22 protein-coding genes and 1 tRNA gene are annotated in these 19,790 nt (G+C 62.3%); 9 read left to right on the forward strand and 14 right to left on the reverse strand.

The window, feature by feature from the left end:
• Positions 1-94 precede the first annotated feature (94 nt).
• From NKI50_RS19545 to NKI50_RS19570, 6 genes are all read right to left on the reverse strand, one after another.
• A complete protein-coding gene (locus NKI50_RS19545) occupies positions 95-1,420 on the reverse strand; it encodes an ABC transporter substrate-binding protein (protein ID WP_352495827.1) in 1,326 nt (441 codons plus the stop codon).
• Between the two features lie 33 nt (positions 1,421-1,453).
• Positions 1,454-2,539 carry an ABC transporter ATP-binding protein gene (locus NKI50_RS19550; protein WP_352495828.1) on the reverse strand — a complete coding sequence of 362 codons (1,086 nt, stop codon included), beginning with the start codon at positions 2,537-2,539 and terminating at the stop codon, positions 1,454-1,456.
• A gap of 164 nt (positions 2,540-2,703) precedes the next feature.
• Positions 2,704-2,943 (reverse strand): DUF2188 domain-containing protein, encoded by a 240-nt coding sequence (locus tag NKI50_RS19555; RefSeq protein WP_023674770.1) that lies wholly within the window; start codon positions 2,941-2,943, stop codon positions 2,704-2,706.
• A 28-nt stretch (positions 2,944-2,971) separates the two neighbouring features.
• On the reverse strand, positions 2,972-3,265 hold the full coding sequence (locus NKI50_RS19560) for a DUF982 domain-containing protein (protein ID WP_352641155.1): 294 nt from the start codon (positions 3,263-3,265) through the stop codon (positions 2,972-2,974).
• A 62-nt stretch (positions 3,266-3,327) separates the two neighbouring features.
• On the reverse strand, positions 3,328-3,645 hold the full coding sequence (locus NKI50_RS19565) for an SH3 domain-containing protein (RefSeq protein WP_023717438.1): 318 nt from the start codon (positions 3,643-3,645) through the stop codon (positions 3,328-3,330).
• Positions 3,646-3,757: 112 nt separating this feature from the next.
• Complete coding sequence (locus NKI50_RS19570) at positions 3,758-4,861, reverse strand: NADH:flavin oxidoreductase/NADH oxidase (protein WP_352495830.1); 1,104 nt, start codon at positions 4,859-4,861, stop codon at positions 3,758-3,760.
• A 153-nt stretch (positions 4,862-5,014) separates the two neighbouring features.
• Here NKI50_RS19570 and NKI50_RS19575 point away from each other — a divergent pair, with 153 nt between their 5' ends.
• Entirely contained in the window at positions 5,015-5,593 is a 579-nt protein-coding gene (locus tag NKI50_RS19575; RefSeq protein WP_352641157.1) for an NUDIX domain-containing protein, read from the forward strand.
• Positions 5,594-5,647: 54 nt separating this feature from the next.
• Here NKI50_RS19575 and NKI50_RS19580 read toward each other — a convergent pair whose 3' ends face one another.
• The 3 genes from NKI50_RS19580 to NKI50_RS19590 form a co-directional block, all read right to left on the reverse strand.
• Complete coding sequence (locus NKI50_RS19580; RefSeq protein ID WP_352474057.1) at positions 5,648-5,830, reverse strand: hypothetical protein; 183 nt, start codon at positions 5,828-5,830, stop codon at positions 5,648-5,650.
• A 27-nt stretch (positions 5,831-5,857) separates the two neighbouring features.
• Entirely contained in the window at positions 5,858-7,120 is a 1,263-nt protein-coding gene (locus NKI50_RS19585) for a hypothetical protein (RefSeq protein WP_352641159.1), read from the reverse strand.
• 107 nt (positions 7,121-7,227) lie between these two features.
• Positions 7,228-7,313: transfer RNA gene (locus tag NKI50_RS19590), tRNA-Leu, on the reverse strand.
• A gap of 290 nt (positions 7,314-7,603) precedes the next feature.
• Between NKI50_RS19590 and NKI50_RS19595 the strand changes: the two genes are divergently transcribed.
• Together NKI50_RS19595 and ade are read left to right on the forward strand one after the other, a co-directional pair.
• Positions 7,604-8,056 carry a cupin domain-containing protein gene (locus NKI50_RS19595; RefSeq protein WP_352717352.1) on the forward strand — a complete coding sequence of 151 codons (453 nt, stop codon included), beginning with the start codon at positions 7,604-7,606 and terminating at the stop codon, positions 8,054-8,056.
• 551 nt (positions 8,057-8,607) lie between these two features.
• Complete coding sequence (ade, locus tag NKI50_RS19600) at positions 8,608-10,419, forward strand: adenine deaminase (protein ID WP_031193529.1); 1,812 nt, start codon at positions 8,608-8,610, stop codon at positions 10,417-10,419.
• A 19-nt stretch (positions 10,420-10,438) separates the two neighbouring features.
• Here the strand turns inward: ade and NKI50_RS19605 are convergent, their stop codons facing one another.
• The 3 genes from NKI50_RS19605 to NKI50_RS19615 form a co-directional block, all read right to left on the reverse strand.
• Positions 10,439-11,602, reverse strand: coding sequence for an alpha/beta hydrolase (locus NKI50_RS19605; protein WP_352495838.1), 1,164 nt, complete (start codon positions 11,600-11,602; stop codon positions 10,439-10,441).
• A 131-nt stretch (positions 11,603-11,733) separates the two neighbouring features.
• A complete protein-coding gene (locus tag NKI50_RS19610; RefSeq protein ID WP_023717444.1) occupies positions 11,734-12,807 on the reverse strand; it encodes an alpha/beta hydrolase in 1,074 nt (357 codons plus the stop codon).
• 103 nt (positions 12,808-12,910) lie between these two features.
• Complete coding sequence (locus NKI50_RS19615; protein ID WP_352641163.1) at positions 12,911-14,320, reverse strand: hypothetical protein; 1,410 nt, start codon at positions 14,318-14,320, stop codon at positions 12,911-12,913.
• 126 nt (positions 14,321-14,446) lie between these two features.
• On the opposite strand from NKI50_RS19615, the gene ilvA reads away from it, so the two are divergent.
• Together ilvA and NKI50_RS19625 are read left to right on the forward strand one after the other, a co-directional pair.
• Positions 14,447-15,703, forward strand: a complete 1,257-nt coding sequence (ilvA, locus tag NKI50_RS19620; protein ID WP_352481133.1) for a threonine ammonia-lyase IlvA — start codon at positions 14,447-14,449, stop codon at positions 15,701-15,703.
• Positions 15,700-16,272, forward strand: a complete 573-nt coding sequence (locus tag NKI50_RS19625) for a DUF1697 domain-containing protein (RefSeq protein WP_352641165.1) — start codon at positions 15,700-15,702, stop codon at positions 16,270-16,272. Before ilvA ends, NKI50_RS19625 begins: the two co-directional genes overlap by 4 nt.
• 8 nt (positions 16,273-16,280) lie before the next feature.
• Here the strand turns inward: NKI50_RS19625 and NKI50_RS19630 are convergent, their stop codons facing one another.
• A complete protein-coding gene (locus tag NKI50_RS19630; protein WP_352481132.1) occupies positions 16,281-16,574 on the reverse strand; it encodes a DUF2218 domain-containing protein in 294 nt (97 codons plus the stop codon).
• A gap of 77 nt (positions 16,575-16,651) precedes the next feature.
• Positions 16,652-17,092: a lactoylglutathione lyase gene (gene gloA, locus NKI50_RS19635; protein ID WP_352481131.1), complete on the reverse strand. Its 441-nt coding sequence runs from the start codon at positions 17,090-17,092 to the stop codon at positions 16,652-16,654.
• 216 nt (positions 17,093-17,308) lie between these two features.
• Here gloA and NKI50_RS19640 point away from each other — a divergent pair, with 216 nt between their 5' ends.
• The 4 genes from NKI50_RS19640 to NKI50_RS19655 all read left to right on the forward strand — a co-directional run bounded on the left by NKI50_RS19640 (position 17,309) and on the right by NKI50_RS19655 (position 19,777).
• Positions 17,309-17,905 (forward strand): cold-shock protein, encoded by a 597-nt coding sequence (locus tag NKI50_RS19640; protein WP_502895906.1) that lies wholly within the window; start codon positions 17,309-17,311, stop codon positions 17,903-17,905.
• A 19-nt stretch (positions 17,906-17,924) separates the two neighbouring features.
• Positions 17,925-18,482, forward strand: coding sequence for a DUF192 domain-containing protein (locus tag NKI50_RS19645; RefSeq protein ID WP_352717355.1), 558 nt, complete (start codon positions 17,925-17,927; stop codon positions 18,480-18,482).
• A 20-nt stretch (positions 18,483-18,502) separates the two neighbouring features.
• The gene (locus NKI50_RS19650; RefSeq protein ID WP_352481128.1) at positions 18,503-19,270 is read left to right on the forward strand and encodes an alpha/beta fold hydrolase; all 768 of its coding nucleotides are present in this window, start codon (positions 18,503-18,505) and stop codon (positions 19,268-19,270) included.
• Positions 19,271-19,405: 135 nt separating this feature from the next.
• A complete protein-coding gene (locus NKI50_RS19655) occupies positions 19,406-19,777 on the forward strand; it encodes a hypothetical protein (RefSeq protein WP_352641170.1) in 372 nt (123 codons plus the stop codon).
• Positions 19,778-19,790 lie beyond the last annotated feature (13 nt).

The following is a 19,790-nucleotide window of genomic DNA, read 5'->3' on the forward strand; positions in this document are numbered from 1 at the left end:
ACGGCCATGGGTCGGCTCCTCTAAGTCTCATTGATCGGCCAGGCGGCCATGCGCGATTCGAAGCCGGGCAGCATGGCTGCCCGGCTGAATCCGCTCAAACGCGATAGTAGCGGTTTGCGCGCTTCTCGGCTTCTGCCATCGCTTCTTGCGGCGTCGCCTGGCCTGTCACCGCCTTGGCGAACATGTCGACCAGCACATAGTCGGCCATGGTCGCCGCCGAAGCATAGCCGAGCGGGCCGGCATAGCCGTTGGGCCGCAGCGTCGCCGAGGCCTTGGCGTAGGCGGCATTGTTCGGATCGGCCGTCCACACCGGGTTGTTGTCGAAGGCTTTGAGCGTCTGGCAGCAATAGCCCGCCGAGGACGTGATCCACTGCGACATTTGCTGTTCCTCGAACATGAACTGCAGATAGGCTTTGGCCGCATTGGGGTAGGGCGTGTAGTCGAAGATCACGGCCGTGGTCACCTGGAACAGCTCGACGGATTTCCCGACAGGACCGATCGGCAGGTTGGTCGTGCGCGTGTCCTTGGCGATTTCGGTCAGTTTCGGATCCTTGTCCTTGTTGATCTTGGCGGTGTTGTAGGCGGAAATGCCATTGGCGATCACGCTCAATTCGCCGGCCAGGTAGGCGCGGTTGTTGTTGACGTCGAGCCAGCTTTCGGTACCGGGAATGAAGGTCTTGTAGAGCTGTTGCGCGTATTCGATCGCCTTCAGCGTCTCGGGGCTGTTGATCGTCACCTTGCCGCTCTCGTCGACCATCTGGCCGCCATGGCTCCATAGCAGCCAGTGGGCGTAGTTGTTGCCGTCGCCGACGCCGTGGCCATGCGTGAAGCCGGCCGGGTGTCCCTTCGCCTGCAATGCCTTGCAAAGCTCGAGCAAGCCTGCCGTGTCCTTCGGAAATTCGGAGAAGCCGGCCTCCTTCACCCAGCTTTCACGATAGACGATGGCATTGCCGATGGTGGCCAGCGGCAGGCCGAGGAATTTGCCTTGCCGTGTCGCATATTGCTTCGGTCCATCGTGCCAGCCGCCATATTTCGAGCCGAGATATTCGCCCAGTTCCGTCACGTCATGCAGCTTGTCGGGATATTGATGCGGGTCGTCGAACCAGACCAACATCAAGTCCGGGCCGGAGCCGACATTGGCGGCGACCGCTGCCTTGGGACGGATGTCCTCCCAGCTTTCCTTGTCGACGCGGACCTCGACACCGGTCGCTTCGGTGAAGCGCTTGGTGTTGGCCAGCCATTGATCCTCGTCGCCCTGCACGAAGGGCGACCAGCGCAGCAGCCTGAGCTTGGCGCCGTCCTCGGGCTTGTACTTCAATCCCTCCTGGGCAAAGGCGGGAGAGCCGATGAGCCGGCTTCCCAAGGCTCCCGCCGCAGCGCCGGCGGTGGTGCGGATCACGTCGCGTCTGGTGAATTTCATGCTCGCTTCCTCCTGCTTATTGTCCGTGCCGTCCTACTGCTTGATGGGTGTTTCGAACCGCTGTCCGGTTTTGCCGTGAAAGAGATGGATGAGGCCAGGCTCGGCCGTAAGCCAGATGGTTTCGCCCGGCGTGAAGGAATGCCGTTCCCGGAAATTGGCGACGATCTCCTCGCCGCCGGCGGTTCGGCCGATGAGCTGCACTTCGGACCCTGTCGGCTCGACCACCACGACAGTGACCGGAATGCCCTGATTGTCGGATAGCCGCAAATGCTCGGGCCGTATCCCCAGCACGACCGGCTCACCATTGCCGATGGAAAGTGCCGAGGCCAACGGGACCGAAATCCCTCCGGCGCCGCGAAACGACGGCGAGCCGTCGCTTACGATCTCGCCCCTCAGCATGTTCATGGCGGGCGAGCCGATGAAGCTGGCGACAAAAAGATTGTTCGGCCGGTCGTAGAGTTCGAGCGGCGGCCCGATCTGCTCGACGATACCGTCGTGCATGACGACGATCTTGTCGGCCATGGTCATCGCCTCGATCTGGTCGTGGGTGACGTAAACCGTCGTCGTCTTCAGGCGCTGGTGCAGTTCCTTGATCTCGGCGCGCATCTGCACCCGGAGCTTGGCATCGAGATTGGAGAGCGGCTCGTCGAACAGGAAGACCTGCGGATCGCGCACGATCGCGCGGCCCATGGCGACGCGCTGGCGCTGGCCGCCGGAAAGCTGGCGCGGATACCGGTCGAGCAGCGGCACCAGTCCCAGGATTTCGGCCGCGCGCCGCACGCCGGCATCGCTCTCCGTCTTGGGAACGCCCTTGAGCATCAGCGAGAACGCCATGTTCTCGGCGACCGTCATATGTGGGTAGAGCGCATAGTTCTGGAAAACCATGGCGACGTCGCGCTCTTTTGGCGCAACGTTGTTGACGATACGTTTGCCGATCGCGATCTGGCCGCGCGAGATCTTTTCCAGGCCGGCGATCATCCTGAGCAGGGTCGACTTTCCGCAACCCGAAGGACCGACCAACGTGACGAACTCGCCGTCGTTTATATCGACGCTGACCCCGTGCAGGACCTCGACGGTCCCAAATGACTTGTAGACATCGCCGATTGCGACAGACGCCATCGATCTCCTCCCGACTGATTCCTGCAACGACTTCGAAGGAAACCGCTTTCTTGCCTGGCCCGCGACAGCGCCCAGGCTCCTCCCCGGTCACGCGCGATGTGAGACGGTAGCGCTACCAAACCGACCTGTAAAGCACGCCGGCATCACCTGGATATCGACACACCCTAATCCGAAACCTCGGTCTGCGGCCGGTCGCGGCCGTCGGCGAGCTCGTCGTGCCATTTGCCGTCGGCGTCCTCGTACTGGATGCCGTCGGTGTTGCCGGCGACCTGCTGTTCGGCGGAAGCGATCTCGGCGGCGCGCAACGCGTCCTGATGGGTGGGGAACGTTTCGGAGAATGTCGAGCCGACCTTGTAGGCCCAGCCTCCGTCATGCTCGACGATCTTGTAGGTCAGTTTCGCCATGAAACCCTCCGGTTGAAAGCCCGTTGCCTCAATGCAGCCTATCGTCGGCCAGTCTGTCGTTTGGCAGCCTGTCGTCCGTAACCAGCACGTCCGATTCCCTGGCGGCTTCGATCAGTGCCCGGCGTGCATCGGCCGTCGAACGATAACCTTCCAGCACTTTTAGGCAAGTGTCGAGGGCATCACGATGACGCGGCCCGCGATTGAGTGGCCAGACCGTCATCAGGCACTCCGCCGCCTCCTGGGCGCTGCGGATATGCCGATATTTGCCGACATGGCCGAGTTCGACCACGACCGGCTTTTCAAATGGCTTGCTGTCCATCATCGCCGCCAACGCGGAGCGGCCGATTTGGTTGCAACAGCTATTTTAGCTCAGGCGAAAATACCTCAATAGCCGCAGTCGTTGCGCAGCCAGCGCGCATTCGCCCAGCCGGCGCGGCCGCCGAAATCGACCTGGTACCAGTTTCCGCGACGGTCAAAGATCTCGGTTTGGTCGCCGTTGAACAATTGCCCGATCATGCGCGACGACGAGTTCGGCCGGGCCCGAACGGCGAGAAAGCCGCTTCCCGTTGCCAGATTGTAGTGCCTGGAAAGACCGTGCACCGTGCCTTCGCAATATTGCGCCCCGGCCGGCGTCGATGTGGCAAACGACAGCCCGGCCAAAACCGCGGCAGCAGCCGCAATGGAAATCCCCCTGAACGACATGTCTCTGCTCCCCCAACCTGCCGCGCCCAGCCGCGGCCCTCGCCACTTTACACCGGCAGAGGATCAAAGCGAAGCTATGGTTCCCTGTCCAGCGAGGTGAGAACCCGCCCCGTCAGTTCGCCGCCTTCATCCAATGCTGCATCGTCGTCACCGAGCGGGCAAGCTGCGGCGCCGGGTGGATTTTTTCGCCGAAGGTGGCCGCGGCGCGCCAGCCCCAGCGCGGATCGGCAAGGAAGGCGCGCGCCAGCGCCACCATGTCGGCGCGCCCGTCGGCGACGATCGCCTCGGCCTGTTTCGGATCGTCGATCAGGCCCACGGCCCGCGTCGCGATGCCGGCGCCCTTGCGCACCGCTTCGGCCAGATGAACCTGGTAGCCGGGTCCGGACGGCAGCTTCTGCAACGGCGAATTGCCGCCGCTCGAGCAGCAGAGATAGGCGACGCCGACTTCCTTCAGCGCTTTTGCCACTTCGATCGCATCCTCGACGTCGAAGCCGCCATCGACCCATTCCTTGATCGACAGACGCGCGCCCAGCATCAGTCTGGGCACCGCCTGCTTCACCGCCTTGGCGATTTCGACGGCGAAACGCATGCGGTTTTCCAGCGAGCCGCCCCAGCGGTCGGTGCGCCGGTTGGAGAGCGGCGACAGGAACTGGAAGATCAGATAGCCATGCGCGGCATGCAGCTCGATGAAGTCGAAGCCGGCGCGCTCGGCACGCCGGGCTGCTTCGGCGAAGCGTTCGATGATTTGCAGGATCTCGTCGTCCTCCAGCGCCCGCGGCACCTGCCAGCCGGTGTCGTAGGCGATTGCCGAGGCCGACACGATCGGCCACGGATCCTGATCGGCGTGCAGCGGGCCGCCGCCTTCCCAGGGTTTCCGGTTGGAGGCCTTGCGGCCGGCATGGGCAAGCTGCGTGCCGAATTTCGTGCCCGGCGCGGCGACACGCTTGGCTGCATCCAGCGTGCGTCGCGCCGCCGCCTCATTGTCCTCGGAATAGAGGCCCAGACAGCCATGCGAGATGCGGCCGCGCCGTTCGACCTCGGTCATCTCGACGGTGACCATGCCGGCACCCGACATTGCCAGGTTCATCCAGTGATAGAGGTGCCAATCGCTGGCCGAGCCGTCGTCGGCCGAATACTGGCACATCGGCGCAACGGCAATGCGGTTGGGGAAGGTCAGGCCGTCGAGGGTGATCGGCTGGAAAAGCGATGAGGTCATAAAAAACTCCGCGAAGGGTTGCCGCTATTTAGGCAGCCGATTGTGCCAGCGCCAGACACGAGACGGTGAAACGGTGCTCTGGACCAATAGCTGGCCGGATTGCACGAACGGGCGTTCGCGGCTACGCCTTGCCGCGGCAGCAGGGAGTCCACCATGGAAGATCGCATTCGCATCCGCTCGGAGGAAGTCCTTTCCGACGAATGGGCGGTTTTGAAAAAGACCGTCTTCGACTACCGCCGGCGCGACGGCAAATGGGAAACGCACACCCGCCAGACCTACGATCGCGGCGACGGCGCGGTGATCCTGCCTTTCGATCCGGAGCGTTCGACGGTGCTTCTGGTGCGGCAGTTCCGCTATCCGGCCTACGTCACCGGCCACAAGGATCCGCTGATCGAGGCCTGTGCCGGCCTGCTCGACGAAGACGATCCCGAAACCTGCATCCGCAAGGAGGCCGAGGAAGAACTCGGCTACCGCCTGAAGGACGTGCAGCGGCTGTTTTCACCCTACATGAGCCCCGGCAGCGTGACCGAGCGGCTCTGGTTCTTCGTCGCCCGCTACTCGCCCGCCGACCGCATTTCCGACGGCGGCGGCGCCCACGACGAAGGCGAGGACATCGAAGTTTTGGAAATGCCGCTCGACGAGGCGCTGGCCGGCATCCACGACGGTCGGATCCTCGACGCCAAGACGATTATTTTGATCCAGCATTTGAAGCTGAACCCGATTGGGAGGTGATGGGTGGTGGATGTCAGGCGGGCACTGGAATCCTGCCGTTGCAATTTGAGATCGTTAGCGCAGCGTCAGTGCGCGCTCCATATCGGCGTCTTTTGAGCGATTTATGCTGTCGACAAAATCGCGATACGCTTGCTCGGTATCTTTCGAAAAACGGTCTGTAGCGACTTGCTCGAGAATTCTTTTTGCGCCTTCGCTTCTCTTGTCCTTCATGCTCTGTCCAGTGTCCTTTGCCTTCATGTCTGCGCACTCCCGTCGGAATCACCGTTAGGTCGCTTGCTGGCGAGCCATGTAACGCGAATTTATGGCAGGATCAAAGTAATGCTTGCGCTTGATCCACACCAGACCCTCTGACCTCGTAATCACGGCCACATCAACAGGACCGCCGACAGATGCCGAGGGCTTCGTCACCTTTTCCTTCAACGATTGAAGATTGATTAAGGTTTCAGCCAATTCTGCGAGTTCGTCGACCGGCAATGCCCCAAGGATCCGACGCATCGGAATAGCGTGCTCCTTTCGAGCGCGGTCCATGACAGCGTCACTGATCGCTTTCCGTGCTTGGCCTATAAGATCGCCGAGGTTTGCAATTTTGGCCGGATCGAAGCCAACCGCCTTTCCAAGTTCATCAATAAATGACGCAAGCCCTTCAACTACAGCACCCATTGTGGACGAGTAGACGTCTCTACTGACGCCCGCCGAGAAAGTGTCAGCCATGTTTCGTTGCGCAAACGGCTCCATCCAGGCGGGCAACTCGTGGTCAATGTTGATGCTTTCACCGGCCAGGTGGACGTGGTGACCGGCGAGCATTCCGAATGACGTGTATGGCGCCATCGACGGAAATACGTTGCGATCGCCGAAACCAGCGAAGACCAAGCCAGCAGTGCTCATGTGATCCTGAGGCTGTTTGAAGACATCTGTCACCGCAACGGTAATAAGCTTCTCAAGGTCATCAACTTCCGGCAATTTGAATGTAGAAATCAAATCTCTTACGTACGCTATCATCTCGTCGCGAACAGAAATTATGGCCTCTTCGAGATTTTTCTCGTCGATGCATGGCAATATGTTGACGCCCGCAAGCTCATTTTCTTTCGCGGCAACCGCGTCTTGAACCGCTTTCTTTTGATCTTCCGGAATTTTTGAATTATGCGAGGGCACGACTAGCATCGTGAAAATGGCCGAGCGAACTGCTTCGAGAAATGCCTCGTGCTGCACAGAAGCAGGGAACATTGTATTGTTCCCATCGATATATGAAAAGAACTCAGTTGCATATTCAGCGACCGAGTTGAACGATTTATCACCTAGATACCGCCGAAAATCCTTGATAACAACTTCCCACGGCACTTTGAGAAGATCGGCAGAATCAAAGATCATCACTCCGACAGGGTGACTGTTTGACAGCTGGAATATTTTGTTGGCGCCCTTGAAGTAACGTTCTTCGCGGCCGTTTTCGCCCCAATATGTCACAGTGGTCGCGCTATCAGCTGCTAGAACGACCGCCAATCTATTCATTACGCAAATTTCTGCGGTCACGACTCTCCCCCCGAAGATTGCCCGCTAAACTGCTCTCATCCAGTACCTTTGTCTACTATGGAGGGTATCCTCTGTTAGCAAAAATGCAGTCACGTTTAGGGTTGGTTTGGTGCGGACGACGGGAATCGAACCCGTACGATCAGAGATCGAGGGATTTTAAGTCCCTTGCGTCTACCAATTCCGCCACGTCCGCAGGCCAGCCCTTTTCAGCCGGCAGCCAAAGGCCGTCAAGCCGTCTTCTGCCGTCGACAAATCTGGCACTCGAAGCTAGCGAGGCCATCACCTACAGAGATACAAACAAAATCGTTTCACCTGGAAATGTTTTTAGCGGCAGCTTCCGCGGCTACCGCGAATGCGCGTCCCCCGTTCGCAGGATGCGTTCGGGCGCTCTGCCCTGGTAGGCTCGAAGTGGCAAGTGGATCGGCGCGCCGCTACTCGACCCGCTACTCGACGCCGTCCTCTACAACCACTGGAGAGATTGTCATGCTCAAGCTTGCCTCTGCTCTGGCACTGCTGCTTGTTGGGACGGCGCCTCTGTTTGCCGATGAGATGCCGATGAACGCCGCAGATATCAAATGGGGTCCTGCTCCTGCTGTCATTCCCGCTGGCGCGGAAATGGCTGTTGTCTCTGGAGATCCCTCAAAGGACGGCGCCTTTGTGCTGCGGTTGAAGACACCCGCCGGCTACAAAATTGCCGCACATAGTCATCCCACCGCGGAATACATAACGGTGCTTTCCGGCAACTTCCATATCGGAATGGGCGATAAGCTCGACGAGGCGAAAGGCGTCGAACTGACTGCTGGCGGCTTCGGCGTCGCACCGGCCGCAATGAATCACTTCGCCTGGACGACAAGCGATACGATCATCCAGGTTCATGGCGAGGGGCCATTCAAGATCACCTACGTCAACCCGGCAGACGATCCGAGCAAGAAGTGACAGTTCGGGATCGAATTGATTGAACCGGCTGAAGGCTCGAACGATGGAGTGCGTCAAACTCCGCGACCGTCGATTCAGTAAGATCCGCTAACGCGGCAAAAAGCTGATTGGCCGCAACGGAATCGTCTGCTTGGGCCATTTTGCGATGAATGGCGCCAAAACAAAAAACCCGCCTCGGGAGGCGGGTCGTTGGAGCCAATTAGCACCATACCCAAATTAGTAGCATAGCTGCCGGCACAAAGCAAGAACAAAGTTGCTGCGGCCGACGCAAAATGCCCTTGGCGATTGGCGAAAGCCATGGCGCATCGATCTCCCTCCTTGTGGGGGAGATGGCAAGTTGTGGCAAAGAGGGTAGGCCAGAGGGGGTCGTCGCGCGCCAGCCTGTTTTGTTCGCGGTAAAGGTTCGCGTCAGGATGTCCCGACCCCCTCTGTCGCCTTCGGCGACATCTCCCCCTCAAGGGGGGAGATCTGCAACTTCGCCGTCGGCGCTTACTTCCTCGCTGGTCAAAATCCTCGCGGCTTGGCACAGTCGGGCAAAGAGGAGCCTGTTGATGCCGAAGACCGCCAGTGCGACGAAACCAAAACCCTGGGCCGAGATGGCGACGCATCTGGTCGATGTCGCCATGGGCCGCAAACCCGCCGATCTCGTCATCCGCAACGGGCGCTGGGTCAACGTCCATTCGGGCGAGATCATCGCCGGCACCGACATCGCCATTGCCGGCGGCCGCTTCGCCTATTGCGGGCCGAATGCCGGCCATGCCATCGGCCAGGGCACCAAGGTGGTCGATGCCGGCGGCCGCTATCTGGTGCCGGGACTTTGCGACGCGCATATGCATGTCGAGAGCGGCATGGTGACGGTGACGGAATTCTGCCGCGCGGTGATCCCGCATGGCACCACCTCGATGTTCATCGATCCGCACGAGATCGCCAATGTGCTCGGCCTGCCGGGCGTGCGGCTGATGCATGACGAGGCGGTCGCCATGCCGGTCAACGTGCATGTGCAGATGCCGTCCTGCGTGCCGTCGGCGCCGGGGCTGGAGCATGCCGGCGCCGAGCTGACCGTCGCCGACGTTGCCGAGGCGATGACCTGGGAAAACATTATCGGGCTCGGCGAGGTGATGAATTTCCCCGGCGTCGCCGCCAATGATCCGGTGATGTCGGGCGAGATCGCCGCGACGGTGAGGGCCGGCAAGACCGTCGGCGGGCACTATGCCTCGCGCGATCTCGGCCTGCCGTTCCACGGCTATGTCGCCGGCGGCCCCGAGGACGATCACGAAGGCACGCGCGCCGAGGATGCCATCGCCCGCGTCCGCCAGGGCATGAAGGCAATGCTGCGGCTGGGCTCGGCCTGGTATGACGTCGCCTCGCAGATCAAGGCGGTGACGGAGAGCGGGCTCGACCCGCGCAACTTCATCCTGTGCACCGACGACAGCCATTCCGGTACCCTCGTGCATGAAGGCCATATGGACCGGGTCGTGCGCCACGCCATCAGCCAAGGGCTGAAGCCGGTGACGGCGATCCAGATGGCGACGCTCAACACCGCCCAGCATTTCCGGCTGGAACGCGAGATCGGCTCGATCGCACCTGGACGGCTCGCCGATCTGCTGATCGTCTCCGACCTGGCCGAAATGACCATCGACGAAGTCTATGGCCGCGGCGTCAGGCTGGCCAAGGGCGGCAAGCTCGAAGTCGACATTCCGGCCTATAATTATCCGCGGACGGCGAAGAACACCGTCAAGCTCGGCAAGAAGCTCAAAGCCGGCGATTTCGACATCGCGGCACCCAAGGGCGCCAACGAGGTGCGGGTGCGCGTCATCGGCGTCATCGAGAACCAGGCGCCGACGCGGGCGCTGGAGGCCGATCTTGCGGTGGAGGACGGGCTGGTCGCCATGGACCGCCGCAACGATGTCTGCCAGATCGCGCTGGTCGAGCGCCACAAGGGCACGGGCGGCGTCACCAACGCCTTCGTCTCCGGCTTCGGCTATATCGGCGACTGCGCCATGGCCTCCAGCGTGGCGCACGATGCCCACCACATCATCGTCGTCGGCACCAACAAGCAGGACATGGCTCTGGCCGTGAACCGGCTGGGCGAGGTCGGCGGCGGCGTCGTGCTGTTTTCCAACGGCAAGGAGCTGGCGCTGGTCGAAATGCCGATCGCCGGGCTGATGTCGAACGAGCGGGCGGAAATCGTCGCCGCCAAGGCGGACAAACTCAGCGACGCCATGCGCCAGATGGGCTGCTCACTCAACAACGCCTACATGCAGCACTCGCTGCTGGCGCTGGTCGTCATCCCCGAGCTCAGGATTTCCGACGTCGGCCTGATCGACGTGACGACGTTCCAGAAGGTTGATCTATTCGTCTGAATGCCGCCCGCGCGCCGCTTCACCCGCCGGTGGCGATGGTCAGCACCTTGAACGGCGTGGTGATGACGATCTCGGCGACCGATCCGACGGCCTTGCCGAGGCCCTGTCCGAGATTGTCGAGCTGGGCCGGCGCGGTCTCTTCGGAGGCGAGGCCGGCCGGGGCGCGCAGGCGGTCGCCGAGCAACTGCACCAGGAACGGGTTGTCGGCGAATTTGGCGTGGTTCAGCCGGTCGCCGCCCTTGGTCTTGGTCAGGTCGACCACCGAGACGCCATAGCTGGCGAGGTCGGCTGCATCGCCATAGTCGCCGACGCGCGGCTTGTCGCCGGAGATCAGGGTCGACAGCCTGAGCGCCCGGTCGTCGCCCGAAAGCAGCACGGCGAACGGCTTGTCTGGCTTGCCGTAGCGGATCATCTGCTTCTTGAACACGTCGACGTCGATGTCGGGTGAGGCCAGGATGACGTAGCCGAGCTTGCCGCCGAGGTCGCGGTCGCCGGTGATGGCAAGCTGGCGCAACGCTTCCATGGTCACCCAGGTCCCCATCGAATGGGCAATGATGTCGATGCTCTTGGCGCGGCTCTTGGCGAGCATGCGCAGCGTCGCTTCGAGATCGTCGCGCGCCGCGTTGGCGCTTTCCTTGTCGTAGATGTAGCCGGTCGTCTTGCCGCTCGACGCCCACGAAAACAGCACCGGGGTGCCCGGGTATTTGGTGTCGTGCGCGATCTGCGTCAGCCGGTAGATGCCGTCGTCGAAGCCGTTGTTGAAGCCGTGCACGAAAACCAGCGCGCGGTCGCCGCGCATGGCGATGTCGGCGCCGACCGCCTTGGCGAATTGCGGCGCGCCTTCGTAGAAGGTGACGCCGGTCGCCGTGAAATCCTTCGCCGGATTGCTGTTGGCCGAGCCCTTGACCCGTTCGATGGCGCCGACCTGGTGGACCTTGGGAACGGTCACCTCGACGCTGGCAAAGCTGGTGGTCGGCGAGCGGTCGCCGTCGAACACCTGCCGGGGCTCCTTTGTTGCCTTTTGCCGGGTTGTGGCGACGAAGATCTTATGCGTCGCCGCGATATCGGCAGCAGGCACCGTGATCGTCGTCTTGTTAAGCAGATCATGCGTGTTCTGGCCGGCGCAGCCTGCCAGCGCGAGCGCGAACGCAACGACGAGAAAGATCTTCGAAGGCACGGTCACGCGGGCTCCCGCAAAGGCGACGTCGAGCCGGAGACGTCTTGGCCTATTCGATAGAGGCAGAGGCCGGCACGGTCCAGTTCAAACTGTTCCGATGGTGCGGCATGGTCAACAATCACTGCCGCGCAATGCAGCTATTGTCCGACCGAGGCGATGCGGTCGGTCACCTCGCGGTCGCTGGCAAACCCGTCATCCTCGCGCAGCTTCTGGCCGATCAACTGCACCAATTCCGGGTTGTCGGCGAATTTGGTGTGATTGAAGCGGTCGGCGCCCTTGACGCTGGAGAGATCGACGACCGACACGCCATAGCTGGCGAGGTCGGCGGCGTCCTTGTAGTCGCCGACCCGCGGCCGCGCGCCGGCGATCAGGCCGGACAGCCGCAGCGCCCGGTCGTCGTCGGAGAGCAGCAGGATGAACGGCTTGTTCGGCTTGCCGTAGCGGCGCATCTGGCTCTTGAACACGTCGACGTCGATGTCGGGCGAGGCCAGCACGACGTCGCCGAGCTTGCCGCCGAGATCGCGGTCGCCGGTGATGGCGAGCTGGCGCAGCGCCTCCATGGTGACCCAGGTCCCCAGCGAATGGGCGACGATGTCGATGCGCCGCGCGCCGGTCTGCGCCAGCATTCTCAGCGTCACTTCCAGCTGGTCGCGGGCAACGCTGGCGCTTTCCTTGTCGTAGACATAGTCGGTGGTCTTGGCGCCCGACGCCCAGGAAAACAGCACTGGCGTGCCCGGATAGCCGGAATCATGGGTGATCTGGGTGACGCGATAGACGGCGGCGTCGAAGCCGGTGTTGTAGCCGTGGACGAAGACCATGACGCGGCCGCCGCGCGCCGCGATGTCGGCGCTGAGCGCGCTGGAGAATTTCGGCTGGGTGTCGTAACCGACGACCTCGGAAGCCATGAAGTATTTGGCCGGATCGTCCGACTTGCCGCGCGAGCGCCGCTCGATCTGGCCTGTCTTGTGGATGCCGGGCACGGTGACGTTGACGCGGGCATAGTTCAGCGTCGCCGAGCGCTCGCCGTCGAAGACCTTGTTGGGATCGTCGGAGCGCTTGCGCGTGGTGGCGATGAAGATCGAGTGGTTGCCGGCGATTTCCGTCACCGGCACCGCCATCATGGCGCTGCCGAGCAGTTCCTCGGTTTGGCGGCCGCCGCAGCCGGCGAGCAGCGCGGCAAGGACAATGATGCAAATCGTCTTCAAGGGCACTTAAGCAATTCCACTCCGGCCTAACCAAAGGCCCATCCACCTCCGCCGCATCTCCCGGACAGCCGAAGTGCGGCGGAAGTAAGTCGCAGGCGCCGAAATGCGCTCAGCGCCGCTCGACTGCCATCGCACTGTTGCGCGAAAGCCAGAACGGCGGCAGGAAGGCCGGAATGTTGGAAAAGGGCAGCACTTCCGGCTTCAGCCTTATGCCGAGCACGTCGGTCATGAAGGCGCGGCGCGCCTCGATGCGGTGCCAGGCTTCGGGATAGCGCGCGGCGATCTCTTCGCGCAGCGCCTCGTCAGCCAGCGCGATGCCGTCCTCGATGTTGGTGGTGAAATAATCGGTGCCGGTCGCCGGGATGATGTCGACCTGGAAGGCCATGCCCGACTTCAATCTGATGTCGGAGCCGGAAAATATCGGCGAATGCATCCATTCGTCGATATGGATGAGATGGCCGGGATTGAGCGACACGCCAAAGAACGGAGCGCCGATGCGATCGTGCACCGCTTGCCACAACGCGCCGCCGGGAACGCCGATGCCGACCGTCTCGTACCAGTCGACGACGGCACAGAAATAGGGCGCGACCAGCTTCTCGACATAGTCCTGGATGCCCCTTGGAAGCTCGGCCGCGTCCTCGACCAGAAAACCGGCGCGGGCGTTGAGCGAGCCCTGGATGCCGTAGGCCATGGTGATGGGGTCGCCGCGCTCGATGACGTCAAGACGCGGGCTCGGCAGGCCATAGGCCGCACGCCTGCCGGCCGACAGCATCGGATGACAGCATTGCGGCAGGCCGTTGATGCCCATCAGCCGCGCCGCCTGCAATTCGGTCATGCCGGGTTCGATGCCTTGCAGGACATTGCGCAGGCCTTGCGAGGAATAGGTCGCGGCGAATTCGAATGCGGCCAGCTGGTCGGCCTCGTTGATGGCGCGCAGGCCGTCGGCAGGGTTCATCAAAAGGTTCGCCGCGTTGACGATCACGCCCCCCGTTACGGCATTCTTGTCGCCGGCAAGGCTGCGCAAGGTGTCGGCGATGAAGGACGGCAGGTCGAGCGTCGTTTCGCCAAAACCGGCATCGCCGGGGCCGAACGGCTTCCAGCCGATGGCGCCGATGCGCTGGCCGGCCTTCAGGCCGCAATCGACGAGGATGTCGGCCAGCGCTTGCGAGCGGTCGCGCGGCTGCGCCGGCAGCGAAAACGTCTGGTAGAGCACGCGCTCGTACGGCCCGTCGCAGATTTCGGCATAGCCCCAGCCCTCATTGCCGACCAGCAGTTTCGGCGACTTGCCGGGAACGATGACCAGCAGCGTCTCCTCGAAGCGCGGATCGTAGCCGCAGAGATAGGCGACATTGGCCGCATGTTCGCGGTCGCCATAGACGACCAATGCATCGAACCCGCCGCGCGCGACCAGTGCCGCGATGCGGGCCTCATAGGTGGCGCGCGTAACCAGCGGCATCACCGTCGGCTCGCCGAACTCCGGCAGCGACACGGTTTTCCGGGCCACCGATGCGACAGGCATGAACAGACGCTCCTAACGGCCAACGAGGTTTTGGGAACACCCTTTCGGGTGGCCGGACAATGGCTTCGCGAGGCCGGATATGCAATAGCGGGACCGAATTCGGCTAGCCTGTGGGGTGCTCTTGCCATGACCAGTTTCTCCTCTCGCGTCGCTGCCGCCGCTGCCGCGATCCGCGAGATCTTTCCGGAAACGCCGCTGCAGGAAAACGACTACCTGTCGAAGAAGACCGGCGCGCGGGTGCTGCTGAAGCGCGAGGACCTGACGCCGGTGCGCTCCTACAAGATCCGCGGCGCCTTCAACTTCTTCCGCAAGTCGCTCGCCGCCGGCAACAATGCCGAGCTGTTTGTCTGCGCTTCGGCCGGCAATCATGCGCAGGGCTTTGCCTTCGTCTGCCGTCATTTCGGCAAAAAGGGCGTCGTCTTCATGCCGGTGACGACGCCGCAGCAGAAGATCGACAAGACGCGGCTGTTCGGCGGCGAATTCGTCGAGATCAGGCTGGTCGGCGATTTCTTCGACGACTGCTATCGCGCCGCACTCGAATTCACCGAAACTGCCGGCGCACACATGGTGCCGCCTTTCGACCACAAGGACATCATCGAAGGGCAAGCGACCGTCGCCTATGAGATATCAGGCCAGATGCCCGGCGCACGCATGGCTGATATCGTCATGCTGCCCGTCGGCGGCGGTGGCCTGGCCGCCGGCGTCACCCATTATTTCGCCGACCAGCAGCGTGAAACACGCTTCGTCTTTTGCGAGCCGGCTGGCGCCCCGAGCCTGAGCGAGAGCCTCGCCGCCGGAAAGCGGGTCAAGCTCGCCAAGGTCGACAATTTCGTCGACGGCGCGGCGGTGGCCGAGATCGGCCGCGAGCCGCTGCGCCACCTCAGGGAGTTTGCCGCCGACGCAGTGCGGCTGATTCCGGAAAATCGGCTCTGCGCGACCATGATCGAAATGCTCAATGTCGAAGGCGTCGTGCTGGAGCCGGCCGGCGCGCTGGCGATCGACGCGCTGAAAGATTTTCCCAAAAAGGAAATCAGGGGCAAGACCATCGTTGCCGTCGTGTCCGGCGGCAATTTCGATTTCGAGCGGCTGCCGGATGTGAAGGAACGGGCGCTGCGCTTCGAGGGCTTGAAGAAATACTTCATCATCCGTTTTCCGCAGCGGCCCGGCGCGCTGCGCGATTTCCTCGAATTGCTTGGCCCCGACGACGACATCGCCCGCTTCGAATATCTGAAGAAATCGGCGCGCAATTTCGGTTCGGTGCTGATCGGCATCGAAACCAAGGACCGCCGCAATTTCGACCTGCTCAAGGCGAATTTCGACGCCGAGAGCGTCCACTATCAGGACATTACCGACAACGAGACGCTCGCCGGGTTCATCATATGAGCGGCAACGATCTTCCGAGCACTCAGGGAAAGGTTTTTGTCGCGCTGTTTTCCGGCATCAACGTCGGCGGCAATCGCATCGTCAAAATGGCAGAACTCAGGTCATTCTTCGAGGAGCTCGGTTTCTCAGATATCGCCACCTATGTGCAGAGCGGCAACGCCGTCTTCCGGTCGCCAGATGGCGATGCGGCGATGCTGACCAGGCGGTTGGAAGCGGAATTCGAAAAGAAATGGAGATTCCACTCGCGCATCATGGTGCGCGATCTCGGCTGGCTCGAGCGGCTGGCGGCGGAAAATCCCTATCCGGAAGTCGCGGGCGAGCCGACCAAGCTGCACGCCTATGCGCTGGAGCGCCAGCCGACCGCCGACGAGTTCGCCCGGCTGGCGGAAAAATGCACTGGGCCCGAACGCTTCGAGATCAAGGGCGACGTGCTTTACCTGCATGCGCCCGACGGGCTCGGCAAATCGGTCTTTGCCAATCTCATCCCGCGCGTTCTGAAGGTGCCCGGCACGGCGCGCAATTGGCGCACCGTGCTGATGCTGCTGGAGATGGCCAAGGCCGGCGGTTGATAGGTCGTCTACGCGGCCGGAGCGCGTTTCCAGTCGAATGCCAGCTCTTCGCGGAAGGCGAAGCGCTTGATGTGGTCGGCGACGACCGTTTCCAGGCGCTCGAGCGAGGCGGCCTCGTCGGTCGTCACCGCAATATGCAGCGCCGTCGGGTCGGCATCGAGAATAGTGCGGCCGAGCGTCAGATCGATGCTGCCGTGGTTCGGGTCGAATTCGACCGGGAATTTGTGCGCCCAATGTTTGCACAGCTGCTGCAGATAGCGGCTGGCATGTTCGGTGGCGACGTCGACATGGCTGGTCGGCATGAATGAATTCTCCTTGGGAATGCGGACGCGAAACCGAACCAGGGCCAGGCGACGTCCGCTCAAGATGGCGTGATCGGTTACCAGCTTCCGGTGTTCGGCATCGACGCCCAGGGCTCGGCCTTCGGCTTTGCCGGGCCTTTCTGCAACAGCTCGATCGAGATGCCGTCCGGCGATTTGACGAACGCCATGTTGCCGTCGCGCGGCGGCCGGTTGATGGTGACGCCATTGTCCATCAGCCGCTGGCAGGTGGCGTAGATGTCGTCGACCTCATAGGCGAGATGGCCGAAATTGCGGCCGCCCTTGTAGTCTTCCGGATCCCAATTGTAGGTCAGCTCGACCAGCGGCGCTTTCTCGCTGATGCCGCTTTGCTCGTCTTGGGGCGCGGCGAGGAAGATCAGCGTGTAGCGGCCCTGCTCGCTTTCGTGGCGGCGCACTTCCTTCAGGCCAAGCTTGTTGCAGTAGAAATCGAGCGAAGCATCGATGTCGGCGACGCGGACCATGGTATGCAGATAGCGCATGGATTTCCTCCGTATGTTGCGTTGCGGCGCAACATAGGGGCGGCCCGGCCAAAGGGCAATTGGCCACGCTTGCCGGCGCCGGCAAACGACAAATCCGCTATTCCTGTATGGAACCGTGAAAAAAGGCACGTCAGGTCTTGCACACACCGGAAGCCGCGGTGTTAATCTGGCGTCAAGAATCAGTTGCGGTGTTTCTTGAAAAAAGGGGGCGTTCTTATGGGGGAAAAGGCCTCTTTCATGGGGCGGGACGGGGCCGGTAGCGATGCGTTGAAGCGGGACGAGAGCGCCGATACGGCCGATCTCGTCGAAATCGCCGGCGCCATCAAATGGTTCGACGTGGCCAAGGGCTACGGTTTCATCCTTCCCGATGATGGTTCTTCGGGCGACATCCTCCTCCATGTGACATGCCTTCGAAAGGACGGTTTTCAGACCGCCCTGGAAGGCGCCCGCGTTGTCTGCCTGGTCAAGCAGGGCGAGCGCGGGCTGCAGGCTTTCCGCGTGCTCTCGATGGATGTCACCACGGCGGTGCATCCGGCAGAGCTGCAGGAGCAGCGCACCCATGTCGCGGTGACGCCGGAAAGCGGCCTCGAACGGGCGCTGGTGAAATGGTTCAACCGCACCAAGGGGTTCGGCTTTCTGACCCGGGGCGAGGGCACCGAGGACATTTTCGTCCACATGGAGACGCTGCGCCGCTACGGCATCACCGAACTCCGTCCGGGCCAGGTGGTGCTGGTCCGCTTCGGACGCGGCGACAAAGGCCTTATGGCTGCCGAAATTCACCCCGATATGGGTACCTTGCCGGTCTCGCATTAGTTCCGGCCGAGGATTTCATATGGCTCACAGGAACCGGCTGACGGCGCTCTGCGCCGGGATTTTCCTCATCGTCGCCACAAGCGCCTTCTTCTATTTTCAGCAACCGAGTTCGGCCGACGGCAAGGCGATGATCCTTCCGGTCGACCCGGCGCCGCTGGTCGCGGTGACGAAGGCCGGCGAGCGTTCTTTTTCCGTCGAAATCGCCGACACGCCCGCCGAGCGCGAGGCCGGCCTGATGTTCCGCCGCCACATGGCCGACAATCACGGAATGCTGTTCGTCTTCGGTGCGCCGCAGGATGTGAGTTTCTGGATGAAGAACACGCCGCTGCGGCTCGACCTGATCTTCGTCGGCCAGGACGGCCGGATCCGGGCGATCAAGCAAGGCGAGCCGCAGTCGGAGGCGATCATCTCGCCGGACGAACCGGTGCGCTTCGTGCTCGAGCTCAAGGCAGGAACCGCCGCCAAAAAGGGCATCAAGGACGGCGACCTGCTGCGCCATCCGGCCATCGGCACGGCGGCGGGGCCAGCCATGCCGCCGCCCGACAAGGGCGATGCGCCGAATGTCGATTCCGACTGAACGGGCAGGATCTTCGGCCGATGCAGTTCTTCTCCCATGACGGTTTCGAGCTTGCTTTCCTTGACCGCCAGCCAGCATCGGGGCAGGGCGATCCGGTGCTGATGATCCACGGCTTTGCGTCGAGCCACTACGTCAACTGGGTGTCGCCCGGCTGGTTCAAGACGCTGAACGATGCCGGCTACCGTGCGATCGCCTTCGACAATCGCGGCCATGGCTCGTCGTCGAAAAGCTATGACGAAGCAGACTACACGCCGGCAAAAATGGCGTCCGACGCGGCAGCGCTTTTGAACCATCTCGGCATCGAACGCGCCCATGTCATGGGTTATTCGATGGGCGCGCGCATATCGGCCTTCCTGGCGCTCTCCGAGCCGGACAAGGTGGCGACGCTGGTCTTCGGCGGTCTCGGCATCGGCATGGTCGACGGCGTCGGCGACTGGGATCCGATAGCCGACGCCCTCTTGGCCGAGGATCCCGCAGGCACCAGCGACCCGCGCGGCCGCTCGTTCCGCGCCTTCGCCGACCAGACCCGCAGCGATCGCCGGGCGCTCGCCGCCTGCATCGCCACGTCGCGCGAATTGCTGAGCGAGGCCGACATTGCCCGCATTGCCCAGCCGACCTTGATTGCGGTGGGAACCAAGGACGACATCGGCGGCTCGCCGGATGAACTCGCTGCCTTGATGCCGAACGCCAGGGCATTTCATATCGAAGGCCGCGACCACATGCTGGCGGTCGGCGACAAATCCTTCAAGCAGCGTGTGCTGGAGTTTTATGGGGAGCATCCGCTTTGATGGACGGCTCCCAAAGCGGCCATAGGGCCTGAAGCTGGGTTCTTAGCGGTTTTGCAACGATACAGCAGTAAATAAGCGCGACTTGTGGATCGGTTCAAACCCGCCACGCGCTGAACGAGGGCAGGGGGGGGTACGATGGCACAATGGGGAAGAAGCGACGCCGCTTTGCCGGGCGTCGTTGCGAAAAGCAGGTTCGGCGAATGGTCCGTTGTTCTAGCGCTGGCCGCATTGGCGACAGGGGCGATTGCGATCACCGCGTTGATAGCAATGCCGAGCGACGCCTCCCCACTGCTCCAGAACAGTGCGACGGGCTTCTTCGCTGCGGTATTTTTTATGGCCGGCCCTTTGGCACATCTTATCGGCGTGGTCTTCGGCTTGATGGCCGTGGGGCGCCCAGACGACAATCGTGTGCTCGGCCTGGCTGGCATCGTGGTCAATGGCGCGTCGCTTGCGGCCGGGGGGTTCATGCTGTGGGCAATGGCATCGACTTTTGGCGCATTCACCTGATCTCGACAAGCCT

It is taken from the genome of Mesorhizobium sp. M0563 (genome assembly GCF_040321065.1).
Classification (GTDB): Bacteria; Pseudomonadota; Alphaproteobacteria; order Rhizobiales; family Rhizobiaceae; genus Mesorhizobium.

Coding starts and splice junctions, on each gene's coding strand:
- NKI50_RS19565 (WP_023717438.1), bottom strand. CDS start 3,645: ATGTCGTTCAGGGGGATTTCCATTGCGGCTGCTGCCGCGGTTTTGGCC.
- ilvA (WP_352481133.1), top strand. CDS start 14,447: ATGACCAGTTTCTCCTCTCGCGTCGCTGCCGCCGCTGCCGCGATCCGC.
- NKI50_RS19575 (WP_352641157.1), top strand. CDS start 5,015: ATGGAAGATCGCATTCGCATCCGCTCGGAGGAAGTCCTTTCCGACGAA.
- NKI50_RS19630 (WP_352481132.1), bottom strand. CDS start 16,574: ATGCCGACCAGCCATGTCGACGTCGCCACCGAACATGCCAGCCGCTAT.
- gloA (WP_352481131.1), bottom strand. CDS start 17,092: ATGCGCTATCTGCATACCATGGTCCGCGTCGCCGACATCGATGCTTCG.
- NKI50_RS19625 (WP_352641165.1), top strand. CDS start 15,700: ATGAGCGGCAACGATCTTCCGAGCACTCAGGGAAAGGTTTTTGTCGCG.
- NKI50_RS19545 (WP_352495827.1), bottom strand. CDS start 1,420: ATGAAATTCACCAGACGCGACGTGATCCGCACCACCGCCGGCGCTGCG.
- NKI50_RS19640 (WP_502895906.1), top strand. CDS start 17,309: ATGGGGGAAAAGGCCTCTTTCATGGGGCGGGACGGGGCCGGTAGCGAT.
- NKI50_RS19615 (WP_352641163.1), bottom strand. CDS start 14,320: ATGCCTGTCGCATCGGTGGCCCGGAAAACCGTGTCGCTGCCGGAGTTC.
- ade (WP_031193529.1), top strand. CDS start 8,608: ATGCCGAAGACCGCCAGTGCGACGAAACCAAAACCCTGGGCCGAGATG.
- NKI50_RS19645 (WP_352717355.1), top strand. CDS start 17,925: ATGGCTCACAGGAACCGGCTGACGGCGCTCTGCGCCGGGATTTTCCTC.
- NKI50_RS19655 (WP_352641170.1), top strand. CDS start 19,406: ATGGCACAATGGGGAAGAAGCGACGCCGCTTTGCCGGGCGTCGTTGCG.
- NKI50_RS19560 (WP_352641155.1), bottom strand. CDS start 3,265: ATGATGGACAGCAAGCCATTTGAAAAGCCGGTCGTGGTCGAACTCGGC.
- NKI50_RS19570 (WP_352495830.1), bottom strand. CDS start 4,861: ATGACCTCATCGCTTTTCCAGCCGATCACCCTCGACGGCCTGACCTTC.
- NKI50_RS19595 (WP_352717352.1), top strand. CDS start 7,604: ATGCTCAAGCTTGCCTCTGCTCTGGCACTGCTGCTTGTTGGGACGGCG.
- NKI50_RS19650 (WP_352481128.1), top strand. CDS start 18,503: ATGCAGTTCTTCTCCCATGACGGTTTCGAGCTTGCTTTCCTTGACCGC.
- NKI50_RS19580 (WP_352474057.1), bottom strand. CDS start 5,830: ATGAAGGCAAAGGACACTGGACAGAGCATGAAGGACAAGAGAAGCGAA.
- NKI50_RS19555 (WP_023674770.1), bottom strand. CDS start 2,943: ATGGCGAAACTGACCTACAAGATCGTCGAGCATGACGGAGGCTGGGCC.
- NKI50_RS19550 (WP_352495828.1), bottom strand. CDS start 2,539: ATGGCGTCTGTCGCAATCGGCGATGTCTACAAGTCATTTGGGACCGTC.